16 protein-coding genes are annotated in these 20,336 nt (G+C 40.3%); 10 read left to right on the top strand and 6 right to left on the bottom strand.

Translation table 11 applies throughout. The features are described 5' to 3' along the window. Positions 1 to 138 precede the first annotated feature (138 nt). The 7 genes from V6C17_RS03685 (at position 139) to V6C17_RS03655 (ending at position 7,548) form a co-directional block, all read left to right on the top strand. On the top strand, positions 139 to 618 hold the full coding sequence (locus V6C17_RS03685) for a hypothetical protein (protein ID WP_333521192.1): 480 nt from the start codon (positions 139 to 141) through the stop codon (positions 616 to 618). 41 nt (positions 619 to 659) lie between these two features. Beyond that, complete coding sequence (locus V6C17_RS03680; protein WP_333521191.1) at positions 660 to 1,511, top strand: YitT family protein; 852 nt, start codon at positions 660 to 662, stop codon at positions 1,509 to 1,511. Positions 1,512 to 1,634: 123 nt separating this feature from the next. Further along, positions 1,635 to 2,540 carry a DMT family transporter gene (locus V6C17_RS03675; protein WP_333521190.1) on the top strand — a complete coding sequence of 302 codons (906 nt, stop codon included), beginning with the start codon at positions 1,635 to 1,637 and terminating at the stop codon, positions 2,538 to 2,540. A 140-nt stretch (positions 2,541 to 2,680) separates the two neighbouring features. Beyond that, the gene (locus V6C17_RS03670; RefSeq protein WP_333521189.1) at positions 2,681 to 3,262 is read left to right on the top strand and encodes a YitT family protein; all 582 of its coding nucleotides are present in this window, start codon (positions 2,681 to 2,683) and stop codon (positions 3,260 to 3,262) included. Positions 3,263 to 3,322: 60 nt separating this feature from the next. Continuing rightward, the gene (gene mutM, locus V6C17_RS03665) at positions 3,323 to 4,141 is read left to right on the top strand and encodes a bifunctional DNA-formamidopyrimidine glycosylase/DNA-(apurinic or apyrimidinic site) lyase (RefSeq protein WP_333521188.1); all 819 of its coding nucleotides are present in this window, start codon (positions 3,323 to 3,325) and stop codon (positions 4,139 to 4,141) included. A gap of 518 nt (positions 4,142 to 4,659) precedes the next feature. After that, positions 4,660 to 5,730 (top strand): nucleoid-associated protein, encoded by a 1,071-nt coding sequence (locus V6C17_RS03660; protein WP_333521187.1) that lies wholly within the window; start codon positions 4,660 to 4,662, stop codon positions 5,728 to 5,730. Positions 5,731 to 5,835: 105 nt separating this feature from the next. Beyond that, entirely contained in the window at positions 5,836 to 7,548 is a 1,713-nt protein-coding gene (locus V6C17_RS03655) for a methyl-accepting chemotaxis protein (protein WP_333521186.1), read from the top strand. Between the two features lie 54 nt (positions 7,549 to 7,602). On the opposite strand, the gene xdhC is transcribed toward V6C17_RS03655, so the two are convergent. The 4 genes from xdhC to V6C17_RS03635 all read right to left on the bottom strand — a co-directional run bounded on the left by xdhC (position 7,603) and on the right by V6C17_RS03635 (position 12,664). Then, the gene (gene xdhC / locus V6C17_RS03650; RefSeq protein WP_333521185.1) at positions 7,603 to 8,064 is read right to left on the bottom strand and encodes a xanthine dehydrogenase subunit XdhC; all 462 of its coding nucleotides are present in this window, start codon (positions 8,062 to 8,064) and stop codon (positions 7,603 to 7,605) included. Position 8,065: 1 nt separating this feature from the next. Beyond that, positions 8,066 to 8,941 carry a xanthine dehydrogenase subunit XdhB gene (gene xdhB / locus V6C17_RS03645; RefSeq protein WP_333521184.1) on the bottom strand — a complete coding sequence of 292 codons (876 nt, stop codon included), beginning with the start codon at positions 8,939 to 8,941 and terminating at the stop codon, positions 8,066 to 8,068. Further along, positions 8,934 to 11,240 carry a xanthine dehydrogenase subunit XdhA gene (gene xdhA / locus V6C17_RS03640; protein WP_333521183.1) on the bottom strand — a complete coding sequence of 769 codons (2,307 nt, stop codon included), beginning with the start codon at positions 11,238 to 11,240 and terminating at the stop codon, positions 8,934 to 8,936. The genes xdhB and xdhA (V6C17_RS03640) overlap by 8 nt, the downstream gene beginning before the upstream one ends. Before the next feature lie 65 nt (positions 11,241 to 11,305). Next, positions 11,306 to 12,664, bottom strand: coding sequence for an 8-oxoguanine deaminase (locus V6C17_RS03635; protein WP_333521182.1), 1,359 nt, complete (start codon positions 12,662 to 12,664; stop codon positions 11,306 to 11,308). 578 nt (positions 12,665 to 13,242) lie between these two features. On the opposite strand from V6C17_RS03635, the gene V6C17_RS03630 reads away from it, so the two are divergent. The 3 genes from V6C17_RS03630 to V6C17_RS03620 all read left to right on the top strand — a co-directional run bounded on the left by V6C17_RS03630 (position 13,243) and on the right by V6C17_RS03620 (position 17,124). Continuing rightward, positions 13,243 to 14,571: an NCS2 family permease gene (locus tag V6C17_RS03630; protein WP_333521181.1), complete on the top strand. Its 1,329-nt coding sequence runs from the start codon at positions 13,243 to 13,245 to the stop codon at positions 14,569 to 14,571. Positions 14,572 to 14,598: 27 nt separating this feature from the next. Next, on the top strand, positions 14,599 to 16,311 hold the full coding sequence (gene ade / locus V6C17_RS03625) for an adenine deaminase (RefSeq protein WP_333521180.1): 1,713 nt from the start codon (positions 14,599 to 14,601) through the stop codon (positions 16,309 to 16,311). A gap of 156 nt (positions 16,312 to 16,467) precedes the next feature. Further along, entirely contained in the window at positions 16,468 to 17,124 is a 657-nt protein-coding gene (locus tag V6C17_RS03620; RefSeq protein ID WP_333521179.1) for a hypothetical protein, read from the top strand. Between the two features lie 100 nt (positions 17,125 to 17,224). On the opposite strand, the gene V6C17_RS03615 is transcribed toward V6C17_RS03620, so the two are convergent. Both V6C17_RS03615 and xdhA (V6C17_RS03610) read right to left on the bottom strand, forming a co-directional pair. Continuing rightward, positions 17,225 to 17,908 (bottom strand): hypothetical protein, encoded by a 684-nt coding sequence (locus V6C17_RS03615; protein WP_333521178.1) that lies wholly within the window; start codon positions 17,906 to 17,908, stop codon positions 17,225 to 17,227. 101 nt (positions 17,909 to 18,009) lie between these two features. Then, the gene (xdhA, locus tag V6C17_RS03610; RefSeq protein WP_333521177.1) at positions 18,010 to 20,292 is read right to left on the bottom strand and encodes a xanthine dehydrogenase subunit XdhA; all 2,283 of its coding nucleotides are present in this window, start codon (positions 20,290 to 20,292) and stop codon (positions 18,010 to 18,012) included. Positions 20,293 to 20,336: the final 44 nt, after the last annotated feature.

The raw sequence follows: 20,336 nt of genomic DNA, 5'->3' as shown, positions 1-20,336 counted from the left end.
TAAGCTTCATAAGTTGTACCCTCTTTTTAGTTTCTTTAACGAGAAACTATTTTTTTTTTTGCAAGAAGGAAATTTGCTTCTGTATATAGGATAAAGTATTGGTTTAGAATTTAATAATGTGATAACAATGGAGTAGTTATGAAAAAACAATTCTTCTTATTACTTTTAGCTGTGTTATTTTTTACCCACTCTACATGCAGTGCCGGTATACCAAATGAAGACTTCTTGATTAACGAAATTGATTTTATCAATAATACCTATGAAGAAGTATTGGTTAAGCTCGGCCCTCCAAAAAGGCAGACGAGTGATGAAAAAGGTGAGCCACCGTTAAATTATCTTACTTATCCTGGATTGCGTGTCTGGACTTTTATTGACACAAACAAAATTGCCTTTATTTTAGTTGATAATGATCAATTTCAAACTAAGCGCGGTATTAGAGTCGGAGGCACAAGTTACAAAGTAATTAAAGAGTACGGTGACCCTGAACGTCAGACAATTAAAGGACATCGATACTTTATATACAAAACTGACTCTTCGCCTGAAAAGCGACTGATTTTTGATATGAGTGAGGGGTATGTGAGCCGCATTATTATTACCAGCTTACCGAATACACCTTAAAATATCTGATTTAAGCATTCGAAATGAGATGAGGGAATAAATTGAAAAATAGATTATTGCAGTATTTTTGGGTCGCACTTGGCTGTTTGATTTGCGGTGCCTCAATAAATCTTTTTCTCGTTCCACACCACTTGCTAAGCGGAGGTGTTAGCGGACTTGCTATTATTTCTTATTTTTTATTTGGGTTTCCAATCGGGTTACAGATACTTATCATGAATATACCTCTGATTTATGCTGCTTACAAATTTTTAGGCAGAGATTATACAATTACAACTATTTTCGGCACAATCATGTTCTCAGCAGCAGTTGATGCAACGCAGTTTTTGACCAAATTTAATTTGCTTGATGAACCAATCCTAGCAGCACTAACAGGTGGTTTGGTTAGCGGTTTGGGATCAGGTATTATTTTTAGAGTCAACGGCAGCGGTGGTGGTTTAGATATTATTGCGGCAATAGTTAAAAAATATTATTCTTTAAACTTTGGCGCAGTTGGATTTTCCATCAATTTTATAATTATGCTTTTATCAGCAGCACTGTTTGGTTTAAAACTAGCTGTATTGACCCTGATAGCTATGTTTGTTGGCGCAAATATTACCGATAAGGTCGTGGAAGGCTTTAACAGGAGAAAGACAATACATATTGTTTCTTATAAGACGCAGGAAATTGTTGAGGCTATATTGAAGGAAGTTGGACGAGGGGTAACTATTTTGCAAGGTGAAGGAGCTTATACGCGGCAAAGAAAGCAAGTTATTTTTGTTGTTGTAAGCTTAACCCAAATAGCAAAAATTAAGCTATTGGTTCAGGAAGCCGATCCCAGTGCATTCATGATTGTTAGTGATGCAGCTGAGGTTATGGGGCGTGGGTTTACATTGCCTGGATCTAAAGATTTATAATATTTTCATACGATAAGAAAGTATAAAACTTTCTTACATGCATAAGGGCAACATCGACTTCCGCTGTCGCTAAGGCTCGGCGCAAGCCGTGTTTTCTTTATAATTACAGGAGATGGTTTAATAATGCAGCAAGGCTCGCAGAAGATATATTTCTTTCTAGCTATGACCGCGGTACTCTGGGGAGGAAACCCGGTTGCTGTGAAAGGTATGCTGGGCGAGATGTCGCCTACCATGATAGTTCTTCTAAGATTTTTAGGCATAAGCATGATTTTATTATTCTTTATGTTTTATAAGTACGGAAAGGCTGCCCTGCCGCCCCGAAAGCATGTACCGACGCTAATCCTCATGGGGTTTACTGGTGTTGGTCTAAATAATGGCCTGCAATTTACAGGACTGCAATACTCTTCTGCTGTTAACTGCTCGTTGGTAGCTGCACTTAGTCCGGCGGTAACTGCTGTATTGGCAGTCGTTTTTCTCCATGAAAAGCTAAAACTAAGGCAATGGCTTGGGATATTAATATCCTTCCTTGGAGTTATCTATCTAATTGCTCATGGATCATTAGAGGTTATAAAGAATCTGTCGTTTAACAGAGGCGATATTCTCTTTTTAGCCAGTCAGATAAGCTGGGCGATTTACTCAGTGTTGGGAAGAGGGGTAATGGAAGATCTCTCACCAATGGCAACCACCGCTTGGGCAGGGGTTGCAGGAACCTTTTTTATGGTTATAGCGGTGTTGTACCAAGGAACTGGTGTTACATTTCAGCTTTCAAATTTTGCATGGCTATCTATGGCCTATATGATAATAGGGAGTGGTATCCTTGCGTTTAATTGGTGGAACGAAGGTGTTTCTAGTGTGGGACCAAATAGAACCGCGATATTTTCTAATGTAATACCTGTAGCTGGAATGATTCTTTCAGTGGCCTTTCTTCAGGAGCATATCGGCTGGCGTGAGATTGTCGGCGGTTTATGGATAATCACGGGTGTATATCTTGCCACTCGGAGGTCTAGCATGGAGCCTCAAACTACATAATATATAAAAGGGCCATTAATTCGAATTATGACCCTTTTATATTGACTAAGACTATATAGAGTAGCTTATAATGGTGGTTGTGAGTTTTAAGGTTTTAAAGGACGTGGATTTTTATTTTAAATAAGTTATTAAATATATTTTTGGGATGTTTGTTGGCGAGTATCGGGGTAGTAATTCTACGGCATTCACATTTGGTCACAGGCGGTACTCCTGGCCTGGCACTTAGTCTTTCCTATATCACAGGTTTGTCATTTGCTGCTTCATTTTTTTGGATAAATGTACCTTTTTACGTGCTTTCTTTTATTCGTATGGGCTGGCAATTTACGCTGTATACACTCCTGGCTGTTAACACTTTATCCCTGCTTACTTCGTTGGATCACTTGCTTCCCTATTTTTGGCTTCCAGACTGGCTGGGGGCGATTATCGGTGGTCTGTTTGTGGGTTGTGGGTTATCAGTGTTGTTTTTGAATGGTGCTTCTCTTGGTGGAGTTACTATTTTAGTGTTGTATTTGCATCAAAAACTCAAATGGGACGTTGGTAAAATAACTTTCGCGTTTGATTTTTTAATAGTTATGTCAGGCGTCTATAGCGTAGGCTTTTTCAAAGGACTATCCTCTGTACTTTCGATAATTGTTATTGCCAGCGTAATCAGCTTTTTTAGAGAACGTATATCTGAGAAAGTTATTCCTGCAGATACTACAATTGCCGGTGCTGCGGAATAATAGATTAGAAGAAGGTAAAATAGTTCTTTAATAAGTTGACTAAGCTATTGGGGGGATATCATGCCAGAAATTCCTGAAATAGAGACTGTTAGATATCATTTAGAAAAACATGTGCAGGGTAAAACAATAAAGCATGTTATAGTTAACCGAGATAAGGCTCTTAACGTGCCAATTGAAGTTTTTGCTAATAGTGTGATCAACCAAGAGGTTAGTTCTGTACGACGAAGAGCAAAACAAATAATCATGAGCTTGAACAATGCAAAATCTATAATTGTTCACTTTATGCTGGAGGGCTATGTCCGGCTATTTTACGCCAACGAAGAATTAGTTGGCCGACCATCGCTTATTCTTAGTTTAGACACTGGTGAAAACTTAGCGTTTTTTAAGATAAATCTTGGATATATTCATTTGGTTAATACTACTAATTTAAAAGTCATGCCTGAATTGGAAGGGTTAGGGCCAGAACCGCTAGATCCTGAATTTAAGCTTGAAGATTTTTTAAGCTTATTAAGTCAGCGAAAAGGTATGATTAAGCCGCTTCTGATGGACCAGCAGTTTATAGCTGGTATTGGCAATGTTTATTCTAATGAGGTACTATTTTGCAGTGGGATTTTACCCACGCGAAAAACTTCTCAGATAAGCGAACAAGAGCAAACTAGGTTATTTTATTGCCTCGAAGACTTATTAAACAGAGCAATACAGCTTGGTGGAGTATATGAGGAAAAGTTTACGTCAGATGATGTTTTGACTGGCGGATTTGAACCAAAGCTGCAAGTTGCTTATCGTACCGGTGAGCAGTGTTTTGTTTGCTCAGACATAATCAAAACGGAAAAGGTAGGCGGTAGAAATGCTTTTTATTGCCCGACCTGCCAACATTAAAAAAAATATTATAATTACAATATTTTGACTATTGCATAAATAGGGATGATGTGCTATTATCTAAGTAAGCACTTTCCTTATAGCGACTCAGATTATATCAGTAAGCAAGATGCAGGGATTTTAGTTCCAAGTTATTGCGACGATGATTGCTAGTCTATCAGGTTGTGTTTTTTGTTTTACAGTTTTAGGATAAGCGGTAAGTAAGTAGTAAGTAAGCAAGTAGTAAGTAAGTAAGTAAGTAAGTAAGTAAGTAAGTAAGTAAGTAGTGACAAGATTGTTTATGTAAGTAAAATTTGTGAGCCGTCCCGACTAAAATTATGATCAGGTTCGTTTGAGTGAGGTTTTTCAAGAGTGCCATATATCAAAATGCTATAAGGATGTGCTGTTTCAGAAAGGAGAAGGGAAACCTTCTCCTTTCTTATTTTTAGAATTTACTCCACACTACAGCCTGCATCTGTTACAATATAACTTTGGGAGTTAGTGTAAGAATTATGGTTGTACAAGAAAGGGAGTAACCGATGTTTGATGTATCAAAGCTGAAAATGGAGCAGTTAGTCATTCATAAGGTAGGTAATAAGTTAAAAGACGAGGGAATTGTAATTTCTCCGGAATTATACCAAATTACAGACGGTGATGTCGAAGAACTGCTTATGAAATATTTTTTGTCGTCTTTCCGCGAAAAGGTTTTATATAAGTTTTTTCACGAAACAGATATCCATCTAAATGAAATATATATGTATGCGGCCCAAGCTTTTATTAGCCCCGATACCTTTTATAGCCAATCAATAAATATGTTAAAACATCTCTATGAAAAGTCCTCACACCCGCAGATAAAGGGAGGGGAATTTTATGTAGTTTATTTCAGTGGATGTGTTATAAATGAGCAGCAAACTGATGCAATTGGAATCTTTAAGACTGAAAGAAAAGAAAATTACCTAAAGATTGCAAATAGCCGAAACTCATTCAGTGTCGGATCAGATATAGGCATTAATATTAAAAAATTAGATAAAGGCTGTATTATTTTCAACTCAGAATCAGTAGACGGCTTTAGAGTTGCAATAGTGGATAACGTAAATAAAGGTGGAAATAATGAAGCTTTATATTGGAAGGAAGAATTTCTCCGCCTATCTGATGTACAGAATAATTACTTTCATACCAAAAACTGCTTGGATATGTGCCAGGACTTTGCCGATACCATCTACGGGCCAGTTTATCAGGCTGATAAGAAAGATCGGGTAGTATTTATGAATGAAGCAATTTCTTATTTTAGTAATAATAATGAATTCAATCTTGAAGATTTTGCTCATAATGTTGTAAAAAAGCCGGAGCTTATTGAACAATTTAAAGAACACAAGCAGCTATATGATATAAATCAGGGAATTGATCAGGCTGAAAGTTTTAGCATATCAGGACCAGCCGTTAAAACAGTTAGACGTAAGTTTAATAATCTAATCAAATTAGATACCGAAATTGAGATAAGAATAAAAACCGCTGCCGCTGAAGTTACTGCCGATGAATTTATTGAACGAGGCTTTGATGAGCAAAAGGGTATGTATTTTTACAAGGTTTATTTTAATGATGAAGAATAACTTATTACGCCAGATATGGATTCTTAAAATATAATTATTATCTTGATAGACTGTTTTTTAAAATGATATAATCTTAAAAAACGGTTACATAGGGAGAAGTTCATAATGCAAATACTATACGATTTAAAGGTCAAAAGTAAGCTTATTTTACTTATGTCAGTAGCCGCATTGCTAGCAATAATAGTCGGTTTCGTTGGTTTAATAGGTGTTAGAAGTTCTAATGATAGTCTACGTACTGTTTATGAAGATAGAGTAGTATGTCTTAAGCAGCTAAAGGTTGTTGCAGATATGTATGCTGTTAACATTGTTGACGCATCTCATAAGGCTAGAAATGGAAATATATCCTGGCAGGAAGCTATGAAACAGTATAATGAGGCTAAGAGCACTATAGATAATGAGTGGCGGCAGTATACCTCAACCTATTTAGTTCCGCAGGAAAACAAGTTGGTAGACGAAACAGAGCAAGAGATGAATAAGGCAAATTCCTCATTAGTTAAGTTGGAAGGAATATTACAAAAACAGGACAAAGAGGCTTTAGCTAGCTATACGGTTAATGAATTGTATCAAAATATTGATCCAATTTCAGCAAAAGTTTCAGAACTTGTTGAACTTCAGCTTAGTATCGCGCAACAGGAGTATTCAAATGCGCAAGCCGCATACCAAAAAATGCAGTTAATATTTCTTGTTACCTTGCTTTGTGGATTAGGAATGTGTGCATTAATCGGAGTTATTATTATTAGATCTATGACAAGCCAGTTAGGATTAATTCAAAACAGCATTCAAACAGATAGCAATGGAAATGTATCTATTAAAGCTATTGATATAAATACAAAAGATGAGTTTGGCGATTTAGCAAACTCATTAAATAAGGTTACAGAGCAAATCCGTGTATTTATTAATAATACATCTGATTCGGCCGATACAGTCGCCGCATCGGCACAGCAGTTAACTGCAAGTGCTGACGAATCGGCAACAGCGGTTAATGAAGTAGCTGCGATTATAACGGAAGTATCCGATGGAGCGCGTGAACAGGCTAACGCTATAGCCGAAACATCAGCAGTTGTAGCTAATATGTCTATTGGGATAAGTAAGATTTCGTTAAGCGCGCAGTCGATGATGGCGGCATCTAATGAAACTGCTATAGCTGCAAATTCAGGAGGACAGGCAATCCAAAATGCAGTCCGTCAAATGAATATAATAGAGCATTCGGTCGCGGATTCTGCTCAAGTAATTGCTAAATTGAATGAACGTTCCGTCAAAATTGGGCAAATCGTAGGCACAATTACAAATATTGCGGGGCAAACCAATCTACTAGCTTTAAATGCTGCAATTGAGGCGGCAAGAGCTGGTGAGCATGGACGCGGCTTTTCAGTCGTAGCAGAGGAAGTCCGAAAACTAGCAGAACAGGCTGAAGCAGCCGCCGATCAAATAACTAATTTGATTAGCGAAGTGCAAGCTGAAACCGAAAAAGCAGTTGAATCAATGGTTCAGGGAACTCAAGAGACTAAGAACGGTACAGTGATTGTGAACAAGGCAGGTGAAGCATTTTCACGTATCTCAACGGAGATTGAGCGGACTTCTGAGCAAATTGCCGATGTAACAGCAGCTATTAAGAACATTTCGGAGGATAGTCTGCGGATCGTAACCGCAGTAAAAACTATAGAGACAGTTAGTAAAAACACTGCTGGTCAGACGCAGACCGTTTCAGCTTCAACGGAAGAGCAATCTGCCGCGCTTGAAGAAATTGCAGCATCAAGCCAAAGTTTAGCTCAAATGGCAGAACAACTCCAAGGAGCCATTAAAACATTCAGAATGTAAAAAACAAAAACCAACTCAGCTTTCAGGCGGAGTTGGTTTTGTTTTTTGCAGCTACTACTTCAAAGCTCGCTCAGCGGCATTTACGATATTCTGATAGCCTGTGCATCGGCACATATTACCGGAGATTTCCTTTTTTATTTCTTCGCGGGTATACTGCTTTCCGCTTTCAACCATCGAGGTGATCGACATTACAAAACCTGGAGTGCAAAAGCCACATTGTACCGCTCCTTCATCCAGCATTGCCTGCTGAGCTTTGGACAGCTTGCCATCAACTGCTTCGCCTTCAATAGTTCGGATTTCTTTGCCATCTGCCCAGACGGCGAGATAGATGCAGGTGTCAATTGTTTCGCCATCTATTAGCACAGTACATGCTCCACATTCGCCAACTCCGCAGCCTTTTTTAGTGCCGATTAGCTGTAGTCTATTTCTGAGCGTTTCTAGGAGTGATTCTCGAATATCAACCTCCAAGGTTACTTCGCGCCCATTTACAGTAAAAGTTATTTTTTTTGTTTGCATCTTACAATCCCCCTGCTTTTTGGTAAGCTTCTCGGAAGGCTCGTTTACTCAATTCCTCTACTAATTTCAATCGATACTCTTTAGATGCACGCCAAGATGTACGCGGGTTAACTTCCGTTATTGCTAGTTGGCCAGTTTTTAATAATAGCTCCTCGCTGAAAGGCTGCCCATTGACAGCTGATTCAGATTTAAAACAGCGCATGGGGGTCGGTGCAGCTACGCCTAAGGCTAAACGAAAATCATCTATAATATTGCCGTCCCTCACTTTGCAAATAACCGAACAGCCTAATGTTGCTATATCCATTGCATTACGCATTGCGAATTTTATATAATGTCCGCCGAAGCCGCGATAGTTTTCTGAAGATATTCTGATAGCCGTCAGGATTTCACCAGCAGCCAAATTAACCTTGCCCGGACCTTTGTAAAAATCCAAGATAGAGCTTACCCTAATACCTGACGGACCGGCAATCTGGAGCTGTGCATTAAGAGCAAAAAGAGTAGAAGCACTGTCAGCAGAAGTTGCTCCATTGCAGATATTACCACCTATCGTTCCGGCATGGCGAGTTTGCGGACCGCCTACAGTGTCGACGGCTTCACCAAGAAAGGGCAGATGCTGTTTAATAAGTGGATGGGATGAAACTTCGCTAAAAGTGGTAACCGGTTTAATTACTATTGTGCCGTCTTGCTCCAACTCGATACCTTTAAGCTCAGTCAGGTCGTGGAGGCTTATAAGCTCTGCGTCAGGAAGTTTGCCTTCACGTATGTGCAGAAGTAAGTCAGTTCCTCCAGCAATAAGTCTGGCTTTGGGCTTTGCCAGCATAAGCTCTATAGCATGCTCAACAGACTGGGCTTCTTCATAACAGGCTATATCAAACATTTTCACGAGCCTCCATTCTAATTAAGCCTGATTGTACGAATTTTTCAAATAGACGTTGCGGGGTGAGGGGTAATTCATTAATATGTACTCCTGTTGCGTCGAGAATTGCATTGCGAATGGCAGGAGCAGGGCCTATCGCCGGAGGTTCACCAAGTGGTTTGTTGCCATAAGGGGCAGTAGGATCGAACGTTTCAACAAATAACGCCTCTATCTCAGGTGTGTCAGTAGCAGTCATAAGTTTATAATCCAGCAGGTTATTATTAAGCGGCTTACCTGATTTAGTATCAAAAAGCAGCTGTTCATACAGTGCGTAGCCTAATCCCATGCTGACACCTCCGTGGACTTGGCCTTGGGCGAGGATGTGATTTATAATTTTGCCTGAGTCGTGAATATTATATAGTTCGATTATTGCAACCTTGCCTGTAAGGATATCTACCTCAACTTCTACAAAGGTACATCCATATGAAATGGTAGTAATCCGCGTATTGTGCGAAATATCAGCAGTAATCGGTGCGGCCGTCTTGAGGTTATAGTAGCTGTCTAGTGCAACATCTGCAATAGGCAGCAGTTTCTCTTGATTGTGTTTAAATACTACCCAACCATCGGCTGTATCTAGTGAGTGAATAGGGAGATTAGTCATAATACAGCAGCGCTCGAGCAGCTTAGCTTTAACTTCAAGTGCTGCTTTTTTTACGGCCATTCCCGATACATAAGATTGGCGTGAGGCGTAAGATCCTGTATCGAACGGAGTCACATCAGTGTCTTGCTCGCTGATAATATGTACATTATTTAGTGGTATGCCTATGGTTTCGGCGGCCATTTGGGCAAATACGGTATCGCTGCCTTGGCCGATTTCGGTAGCGCCAACTTGCAGTTGAACCGAACCGTCCTGGTTGACGATGATGCGTGCAGATGCTAGTTCCTGACCATGAGGATAGGTTCCAGCCGGATAGTGGAAAAATGCTGTACCTAGACCACGGCGCATTGATCCTGTCTGCCCGAAGTAACGGGCTTTTTTTTCATCCCAGCCAATTAACTGTTTTCCTTTTGCTGCACATTCTCTAAGACCATTGCTATAGTCAGTAATTCCTGCCAGTTCATTTGTAAAGCCAGGCTCAGGCAGGTTTCTTAGTCTGAACTCTATACCATCAAGCCCAAGCTTTTTTGCAAGGTCATCCATATGACATTCCATAGCAAAAAGCATTTGAGGGCCGCCATAAGCCCGCATGGCTCCAGCTGTAGGGAGATTGGTATAGACGGTAACTGCATCAAAGTGAATTGCTCTTTGAGTATATTGCACGCAGAAAGTATCACCGCACTTTCCGGCAATTGAATGACCATGAGAGGCGTAGGCACCGTTGGTTGATATAATGCTGCCCGATCTGGCTGTAAAGAGTCCTTCGCTAGTCACTCCAGACTTAAGGAGTGATTTTATGGCATGTCTTGTTCTCGTAGCAATAAAAGTTTCTTCGCGGGAAAGTTCAACCTTAACAGGGCGACCTTGCAGCTTTAAGCTTAAGATCGCAGCCAGCGGTTCAACAACTACATCCTGTTTACTGCCAAAACCACCACCGATATAAGGTTTAACCACCCGTATCCGCCCCCACGGCAGTCCCAATGCTTGACCGACTATCCGCCTGCAAATATGAGGAATCTGGGTAGAAGAATAGATAATAATTCTATCGTTGGAAACTATATAAGCAAAGGCGCTGTGGTTTTCCATAGCACAATGCTGAACAATACTTGTGTTATATTCTTGCTCAAAAATAAAATCGGCTGAGGCAAGAGCTTGCTCCATTTCGCCAGAGTTATATTCGTGGCAGCCAATTATATTACCAGTACCCTCATGAATTTCAACTGCATCTTTCTGCAGCGCCGCTTCAGCTTGAAGAATAGGAATATACTCTTCGTACTCAACCTCAATAAGTGCGAGTGCTTTTTCAGCTGTATGCTCGTCAACTGCGGCAACTGCGGCAATTTCGTCACCCCAATAACGAATATGTCCTGTTAGAATATTACGGTCGGAGACATCGCGGTGGCTAGCGTCAAGCGCGTAGGGATGACCAGCTGTCGGAAAAGTGTGCTTAGGAACATCTTCATATGTTAGTATTAATTCTACTCCTGGAAGTTTAAGGGCTTTTGAGGTATCAATATGCTTTACTCGGCCGTGAGCAATGGAGCTTCGTAAAATTTTAGCGTGCAGCATATTTCTAATAAAGATATCATCTACATACTGGGTTTTACCGCGAACTTTACTATTAGCATCCACTCTCAAAGAATTGGTCCCGATTTTGGACATGTTTTCACCCCGCCTTGTTAGAGCAGTTTATGTTAAAAACCTATAACCAGGTTGCCTTCAAAAAACTAAAGTCTTTTAAGTAAATGAGTTACCTGCCTATTAGCCTCCTGGACAACGGCGTGTTCGTCAACCAAACAAAGCTCTCCGGCTTTTGACACAACTCTTCCGTTTACAATTGTATAAGCTGTAGGACGGTTCACCCCGACTGTTGCCAGTAATGATTGAGGATCAAACTGGGTACCTACATACTCGACACGATTAATATCGATTAGAAATAAATCAGCGGCTTTTCCTAATTCAATGCTGCCGATATCGTCACGCCCCAGCAACTTAGCTCCGCCTCTTGTGGCTAATCGCAGTATCGCATTGCCTTCAGGTGAACTTTCGCTCGAGTTAAGTCTATGCAGCAAATAAGCTACACGCAGTTCTGCCAGGAGATTTGAGCAGTCGTTGCTTGCACTGCCGTCAACTGCTAAGCCAACAGGAACACCTAATTCCAGCATGCGCGGAATCTGGGCTATACCAGAGGAGAGCTTTTGATTTGAGACTGGGCAATGAGCAACACCAGTCTGTGTTTCTGCCAGCTTTTTCAGTTCGTCATCGGTAAAATGGATACCATGAGCATACCAGACATCTGGGCCTATCCAGCCTAAGCTCTCCATATACGCAAGCGGTCTCATGCCAAACTTTTCAATACAATAGTCTTCTTCATCTTTAGTTTCCGCCAGGTGGGTGTGTAATCGGACGTTTTTTTGTCTGGCCAATTCGGCGGTTTTAACCATTAAATCACTGGTAACGCTGAAGGGGGAACAAGGTGCTAAAACTACTTGCTGCATTGAGAAGCTATCAGGATTATGATATTTCTCGACTAACCGCAGACTGTCATCTAGAATCTGGTCAACTGACTGTACTAAATCATTGGGAGGGAGTCCGCCGTCGTTTTTTCCTCTAGACATACTACCTCGTGAAGCATGAAAGCGAATGCCTAGCTCAGCTGCAGCGGCAAACTGCCTATCGATTAATTCACCAGCAAAACTGCTCGGAAAAACGTAATGGTGGTCAAAGCAAGTAGTACAGCCATATTTGAGGAGTTCACCCATTCCTGTCAGCGAACTATAATAGACAACTTCGGGTGTTATGCCACGCCATATCTCATATAAAGTTGTAAGCCAATCAAAGAGCTCTAGTTTTTGCACTTGCGGTAAATTGCGGGTGAAGGTCTGGTAAAGATGGTGATGTGTATTAACAAGCCCTGGATAAACGTAATGGTGAGAGGCGTCAATTATTTCGTCAGCCGCAAATTCTTTTTCTCCTATATAGGTAATAACATTGTTTTCAATAAATATATTTGTGTTTTCGAGTACTGTGTTGAAATCGTCCATAGTAACAATGGCTTGAGCGTTTTTAATTAGTAAAGTTTTCACAGAAGGCCTCCTGATTAGTTGTTATTCATTAATATACTTGACTGCAAAAATCATGCCAGTCTATCCTGTAAATGTTTTAATATCTAAAGAATAAAGAACAAAATAGACTAAATTAATAAGCAGGGCAATTGAGAAATCCTTGATGAAATTCTCAATATGAGATTATAGTTTATTTCTTAGATATATTTTAATTATATAAACTTTTAACAAGGCTTTCTATGTTTTAGGCTTTTCGTGCCCTAGATTAATGAGATTTAAGGTTTGGGGTTTAAATGATTTCGTTATTCCTTTCTGTCAGCCGTATCAAAATGAGATTGCTTAAGAATAACAGCGGGCTAAGTCTTATGAATAAAGCAAAAAAACATGGCACGTTATTTGCAAACATTAATTATAGGAGCGGCGTTTGAGTAATCGGGTCTAATTAGTGCTTTACGGTAGTATATTCATAGAAAAACAGGTAAATGGTTAGGTTCTATCTTTATTCCAGATTAATTTTTGTGGAAGGGGGAGTTGAATTACGCATGTACACTATAATCGGTCGACTCACTGAGATCCACTTAATTGAGGAGGGATAGGAAATGGCTGCTAAGCAAGATACGCTGGAAAGAATATTTAAGCTAACAGAAAAAGGAACAACCGTAAAAACTGAGTTATTGGCTGGGCTTACAACGTTTGTTGCTCTAGCCTATATAATTTTTGTTAACCCCAACATTTTAGCGGATGCTGGCATACCTAAAGAAGCGGCGATAGCATCAACTATTTATGCAACAGCTGTAGCTACAGCATTAATGGCTTTATGGGCAAACTTCCCTATTGCTGTAGCACCGGGAATGGGACTTAATGCCTTTTTTGCTTACTATGTAGTGGGTGCTCTTCACCTTTCTTGGCAGGTTGCACTTGGCGCTGTATTTCTTTCGGGGATACTATTTCTAATATTGACCTTTGGCGGCATACGGCAAGCAATTATTAAAGCCGTACCTATGAATCTCAAATGTGCTATTGGTGTCGGTATTGGCTTATTTATCGCCTTTATCGGCTTGAAAAACTCTGGTATTATTGTCGCTAACAAGGCCACCTTTGTGAGTGTGGGTAATCTGACAGCTCCTGAACCGCTGCTTGCCTTTATTGGCTTAATCATTACGGCGGCGCTAATGGCTCGTAGTGTAAAAGGTTCTATTCTAATAGGTATTCTGGTAACAACGATTTTAGGCATGCTTTTTGGTGTTGTTCCCGTGCCAAAAGGTATTGGGGATATAATGAGCTTTAAACTGCCTGATGTCAGCCCAACTTTTATGCAGCTTGACGTAAGGGGTGCTTGGGAGTATGGTATATTCTCGATAATCTTTACCTTTACCATTGTTGAACTATTTGACAATATGGGAACCTTAATTGGTCTGACTCGTAAAGCTAAGCTTATGGATGATAAAGGTGAAATACAAAATCTAGATAAAGCTCTTACAACCGACGCCGTTGGCACTGTAATTAGCGCTGGATTTGGTACATCGACCGTTACTTCATATATTGAAAGCGCTGCTGGGATTGCCGAAGGAGGAAAGACAGGGCTGACTTCTTTGACCGTAGCAGCACTATTTTTGATCTCACTAGTTTTTGCGCCTTTAGTTGGAATTGTTCCTGGCTTTGCTACAGCGCCAGCACTTATCCTAGTTGGTGCTTTGATGATGGCAGAAATAGCCCATGTGAGCTTTTCTGATTTCACAGAAGGGATACCTGCTTTCCTGACAATTATAATGATGCCTTTAACCTTTAGTATTGCTAACGGCTTTGCTTTTGGTTTTATCAGTTACACCTTTATAAAGACTATTGCTGGTCGTGCTAAAGATGTAAGCTTAATTATGTGGCTGGTTTCACTTGCTTTTTTAGCAAACTTTTATATGCGGCTTCATTGATTAGAACGCTGATAAGGTGTGATGAAGATGAAGCCTGTTAAAAATTTAATTGAAGCAGCCAAAGGCAAACTTAAAGCTGATTTAGTATTAAAGAATGCAACGGTTTTTGATGTATTTACAGGAAGGTTTATCTGTGGCGATATTGCTGTTATAGACGGATATATTGCAGGGGTCGGCAGTTATCGTGGCCACCTAGAAATTGATTTAACGGGTAAGTACGTCACACCTGGGTTTATTGACGGGCATGTTCATATTGAAAGCTCAATGGTAAGTCCGCTGAATTTTGCTAAAGCGATAGTTCCGTGTGGAACTACCACAGTTATTGCCGATCCTCATGAAATTGCCAATGTTGCTGGTGTCGAAGGGATAAAATACATCTTAGAATCGACGGAAACTTTACCGCTGAATGTTTATATTATGCTGCCATCATGTGTGCCGGCTAGTTATTTGGAGAGTTCTGGAGCCAGCCTAGATGCTGCCAAACTGGCTGAATTTATCAATCATCCGCGAGTTCTTGGACTTGGGGAGGTGATGAGCTTTCCGAGCGTGTTAGAAGGCGAAGAATCTATCCTAGCAAAAATTAGGCTGGCGAGTAATAAAATAATTGATGGTCATGCACCTGGGATTTTTGGAGAAGATTTAATGGCCTATGCTGCAGCTGGCATAAAATCTGATCACGAATGCGTTACTGCACAAGAAGCGATGGATCGCCTGACTGCTGGAATGCACATTATGATTAGAGAAGGCTCTGCCGTTAAGAACCTTTTAGACTTGATGCCAGTAGTTAATCAGTATACAGCTCGCCGCTGTTTATTTGTTACCGATGACCGTCACCCAGGAGATCTTATATCTAAAGGGCACATTAACAGCATGGTTAAAATTGCGGTTGATGCCGGTTATGATCTAGCTACAGTCTTGCAGCTAGCAACTGTAAACGCAGCTCAATATTTCGGATTGCGTGATATAGGGGCAATCGCACCTGGTTATAAAGCTGATCTTTTAGTCTTCGATGACCTTGTTAATTGGGCTCCAAGTATTGTGTTTAAGGACGGTAAGCTAGTTGCTGAGCATAACAAAGCACTATTTTCGCCAACTAGCTCATCAGATAAGGTCGTGCGTAATACAATGCGCTTAGGTCAGGTGTCCATAGATCAGTTAAAAATTCCAGCAGTATCTAATAATGCTAGGGTCATAGGTTTAATACCAAATCAAATTATTACTAAAGAGTTAAGTTTGCCTGTTAGAATTATTGACAATGAATTTAGACCAGACTTTCGCGACGATATTTTAAAAATTGCCATTATAGAAAGACATAATTATACAGGTAATGTTGGAGTAGGTTTAGTACATGGCTTTGGGCTAAAAAGCGGAGCAATTGCAACAACAATAGCTCATGATTCGCATAACCTTATCGTTGTTGGTGCTAGTGACGAGGACATTATGCTGGCAATTAAGGAGGTTAATAGAATTCAAGGCGGTGTAGCCATTGTAAATAATGGTGAGGTCCTTAAATCATTACCTCTCCCCATAGCTGGACTAATGTCTGACCAAGAAGTTCACGATGTCGAAGCCGAATTAGCTACTATAAAAAGTATTGCAAGATCGCTGGGTGTGAAGGAAGAATATGATCCCGTTATGACGTTAGCCTTCTTAAGCCTGCCGGTAATACCGGCGTTAAAGCTGACAGATTTAGGGCTGGTCGATGTTAATAAATCTAAAATTGTTTCAGTTTCGGTATAAAGAAATGCCTGCAAATCGGTTGATTTGCAGGCGTTTTTATCTAAATAATAAATTGTTGTAAAATAAGGTTAATAATGGTAAAAAAGAAATAATTGGGGGTGACTTAAAGTTATTAAATACATTATTTTGCTAACTAGTATTATGGGAGTAATATATTTGGGCTACAAATATACACCGAGACTTGTCGATGTTATCTGGTATAGCACAGATATTGCTGTTCTAATAATAGTGGGTATAACTTTTATAATCTATAAAATATTTAATACGGCAAATAAACCGACCCAAAAATTAGTAAACGATACTTTTGAAATCGATATTAAAAGATTAGAATGCACTGATGCGGTTATGAAATATGAAGTAAATAGCGTTGAAGAAACAATTGCGATTGCAGAACATGAACCTTCTGGGCGAGACAGCTATATTAGACTTTTTTACCAAGATAAAATTATAGAAGTTTATTCTGAAGGCAATGGATCATACAAAGTAATAAAAGACAAGGAACATATCGGCTGCATAGAGTTTATAAATTCGCTAGTTAGTATAAAAAACTTAGATAGTACTACAATGTATCAAATTGCCAGAGAGAAACAACTTTCCGAAAGTGATTTGTTTTCAAATCTATATAAATTACTAGTTTTCGACTTCAGATTTGAAAGACCAACCCATTTTATAATCCGAAATAAAGATAACGAGGTGGTTGGCAAATTCTTCCCGAGCTTAAACAATCTACAATTACAGAATAGACGAGATCTATCTATTACTCTAATTGTGGCTTTGATAATTCTAATAATGAGCGGGAATAAAAATCTTTAAGTGGAGCCAATTTTGCAGTTTTTAAGAAAAAGGTATCAGTTATTATAACTCATTTATTATAGAAACAAGCCTGCAGATCGATTGATTTGCAGGCTTGTTTCTATAGGATGCCCTTATGATTCGGGCAAAGTTTTCGGCACAGATTACAGGCATAGACAAAGCCCCCGCCATCGGTACATTTACCTGAGATGCTGCGGCACTTACTCTGGATTATTGTGATACCGTCCAGGGCCTTACTAGGACAAGCATCCAGGCATATATGGCAATCTTGAATACAGGCTTGGTAATCAGCGAAAGAACTAGGGGCAAGCTCTATATCTATAACGATTCCACCCAGCCAAATCATATTTCCGTATTTATCATTAATAAGCAGCGTATTTTTGCCTAGTTTCCCTAAACCTGCTCTTACTGCTGCATGTTTTAAGGAAAGTATGCCTTGTCCGTGTTTTCTAGTTTCATCCCAATAATCATAAGGATCGGAAGATGGAATAGGTACAGCGCAAGCTCCTATGTTTTCCAGTTCAGAAGACAATTGAAATGTAATTGTATCAATTTTATCTACCAGCCTGTGCCTTACAAAAGTATAGGCAGCTGGCGAAGGAGTTGAAAGGGTGCTAAGTGGAAATCGTGCCGCCAGTACGATCACGCTTTTACAGTCTTTGAGGACATCAGTAGGGTGAAATCCCAAGGGAGCATCAGTAAAACGTTCTATTGATGCAATCCCACATAAATCTGCTCCTAATTCTTTTGCACGTTGGATGATTTTATCACTAACGATGTTCATTCTATAACCCTCCCACTTATGGTACAAAACTAACCTTTCTAAGAGAATATACTAGCAAACAACTAAAAATGCCTGCAGACCATTTGTCTACAGGCATTTTTTTATATCAGTCCAGCTTCTTTAAAGGCTTCGAAAAGCCGCTGTGGCGTCATGGGAACTTCGTTTATTTTAACTCCTGTGGCATTAAGGATTGCATTACGTATTGCGGGGGCGGGGGAGATTGCTGGCGGTTCGCCGAGTGCTTTATTGCCGAATGGAGCAGTTGGATCATAGGTTTCAACAAACGCGACCCCGATCTCAGGTGTGTCAGACGCTGTCATTAGTTTGTAGTCGAGCAGGTTATTATTTAGCGGCTTACCGCTTTTTGAGTCAAATAGCAGTTGTTCATATAAGGCATAACCTAAACCCATGCTGACGCCGCCGTGAACTTGCCCTTCGGCGAGTTGAGGGTTAATGATTTTACCTGAGTCATGGATGTTATACAGCTCCATGACAGCAACCTTTCCGGTTAAGATATCTACCTCAACTTCGGCAAAGGTACAGCCATAGGCAAAAGCATTAGTTCGAGTGAGATTAGAAACGTCAGCTGTAATAGGAGCAGCAGTCTTTAAGTTATAGTAGCTGTCTAGTGCTACATCTGACAGTGGTTTAATTTTCTCTCTGCTGTGTTTATAAACAATCCAGTCCATATCGGTATCTAGCGTTTGGAGTGGAATATCAGTCATAGAAGATGCTCGCTGAAGAATTTTTGCCTTTATTTCTTCCGCTGCTTTTTTAACTGCGGCGCCGGAAACATAAGTTTGACGCGAGGCATAAGAACCGGTATCAAAAGGGGTAATGTCGGTATCCTGCTCAGTAATAATATGGACCTTATCAAAAGTAATACCGATAGTTTCTGCAGCCATTTGGGCGAATACGGTGTCACTTCCTTGCCCAATTTCGGTAGCGCCAATCTGCAGTTGAACAGAACCGTCTTGATTTAACACTATTCTTGCTCCAGCAATCTCCTGGCCTACTGGGTACGTAGCTGTTCCGTAATAAAAGCAGGCCATGCCTACACCGCGCCGTTTATTACCAGACTGCTCTTTATAACAAGAACGTTTGTTAGTCCAATTGATAAGTTCTCTTCCTTTTCGGATACATTCTCTTACGCCGTTGGTGTGTGCTTTGACTCCAGATAATGGGTCAACAAACCCTGCCTCATGCAGGTTTTTTAAGCGAATGTCAATTGGATCAATACCAAGTTCATAAGCTAAGTCATCCATATGACACTCTAAAGCGAAATTTACCTGTGGAATACCATAGCCTCTCATCGCACCAGCGGCAGGCAGGTTAGCATAAACCGTTGTTGCGCTGCATTCGATGGCTGGCTGCTTATACTGCACACGAATGGTTGCAGCGCATTTGCTGGCTATCGAATGACCGTGTGATGCATATGCTCCATTTATTGAAAAAATGTTCGCCTTACGGGCTAGCAGTGTGCCGTCTTTAGCTACACCTGATTTGAGAGTATATTCCATCGCGTGTCTGGTCCTGGTCGCAATAAAAGTTTCTTCGCGAGTTAACTCAAGTTTCACTGGACGCCCAGCGACTTTTGTACTAAGAAAGGCAGCAATTGGTTCAACAATTACATCTTGTTTACTGCCAAATCCGCCACCAACATAAGGTTTAACAACTCGAATCATACCCCAGGGCATACCAAGTGCCTGACCGACAATGCGCCGGCAGATATGGGGTATTTGGGTTGAAGAGTAAATTATGATTCGGCCTCTCTGGTCAGTGTAGGCAAACGCGCTATGGTTTTCCATGGCACAGTGCTGAACTATACTTGTTTTATATTGGCCTTCTAAAATATAATCACATTCCACAAAAGATTGCTCTAATTCACCGAATTTATAACTGGTAGTTTTGATAATATTATTACTTCCCTGGTGAATTTCGACTGCCGATTCATCTAATGCATCAGATAGTGTTAATACCGAGGGATATTCGTCATACTCGACCTTAATCAGCTTAAGAGCTTTTTCGGCCGTTAGTTCATCTACGGCGACTACTGCGGCTATTTCGTCACCCCAGTAGCGGATACGACCAGTTAAGATGCTATGGTCGGCAACATCCTGATGGGTGGGGTCTAGGCTAAAAGGATGACCAGCTGTGGGGAAGGTATGAGCTGGAACATCTTCAAAAGTTATAACTGCTTCAACTCCTGGCAGTCGTTTAGCCTCACTTACGTCTATAGCTTTAACCCGCCCATTGGCTATTGTACTGCGGTAAATTTTTGCGTAAAGCATATCACGTAGATAAAGATCGTCAACATATTGGATTTTGCCGCACACTTTACTAAGCCCATCTATACGAGGGACACTTGTGCCGATGATTTGCATAAACTCACTCCTTAAGCAAGTGATTCTTAATGCAGTTTAAGCGA

Source organism: Dendrosporobacter sp. 1207_IL3150, assembly GCF_036763085.1.
Classification (GTDB): Bacteria; Bacillota; Negativicutes; order DSM-1736; family Dendrosporobacteraceae; genus JBAIYU01.
Note: the sequence above shows the minus strand (reverse complement) of the source record. Positions and strands in the feature narration are given on the sequence as shown.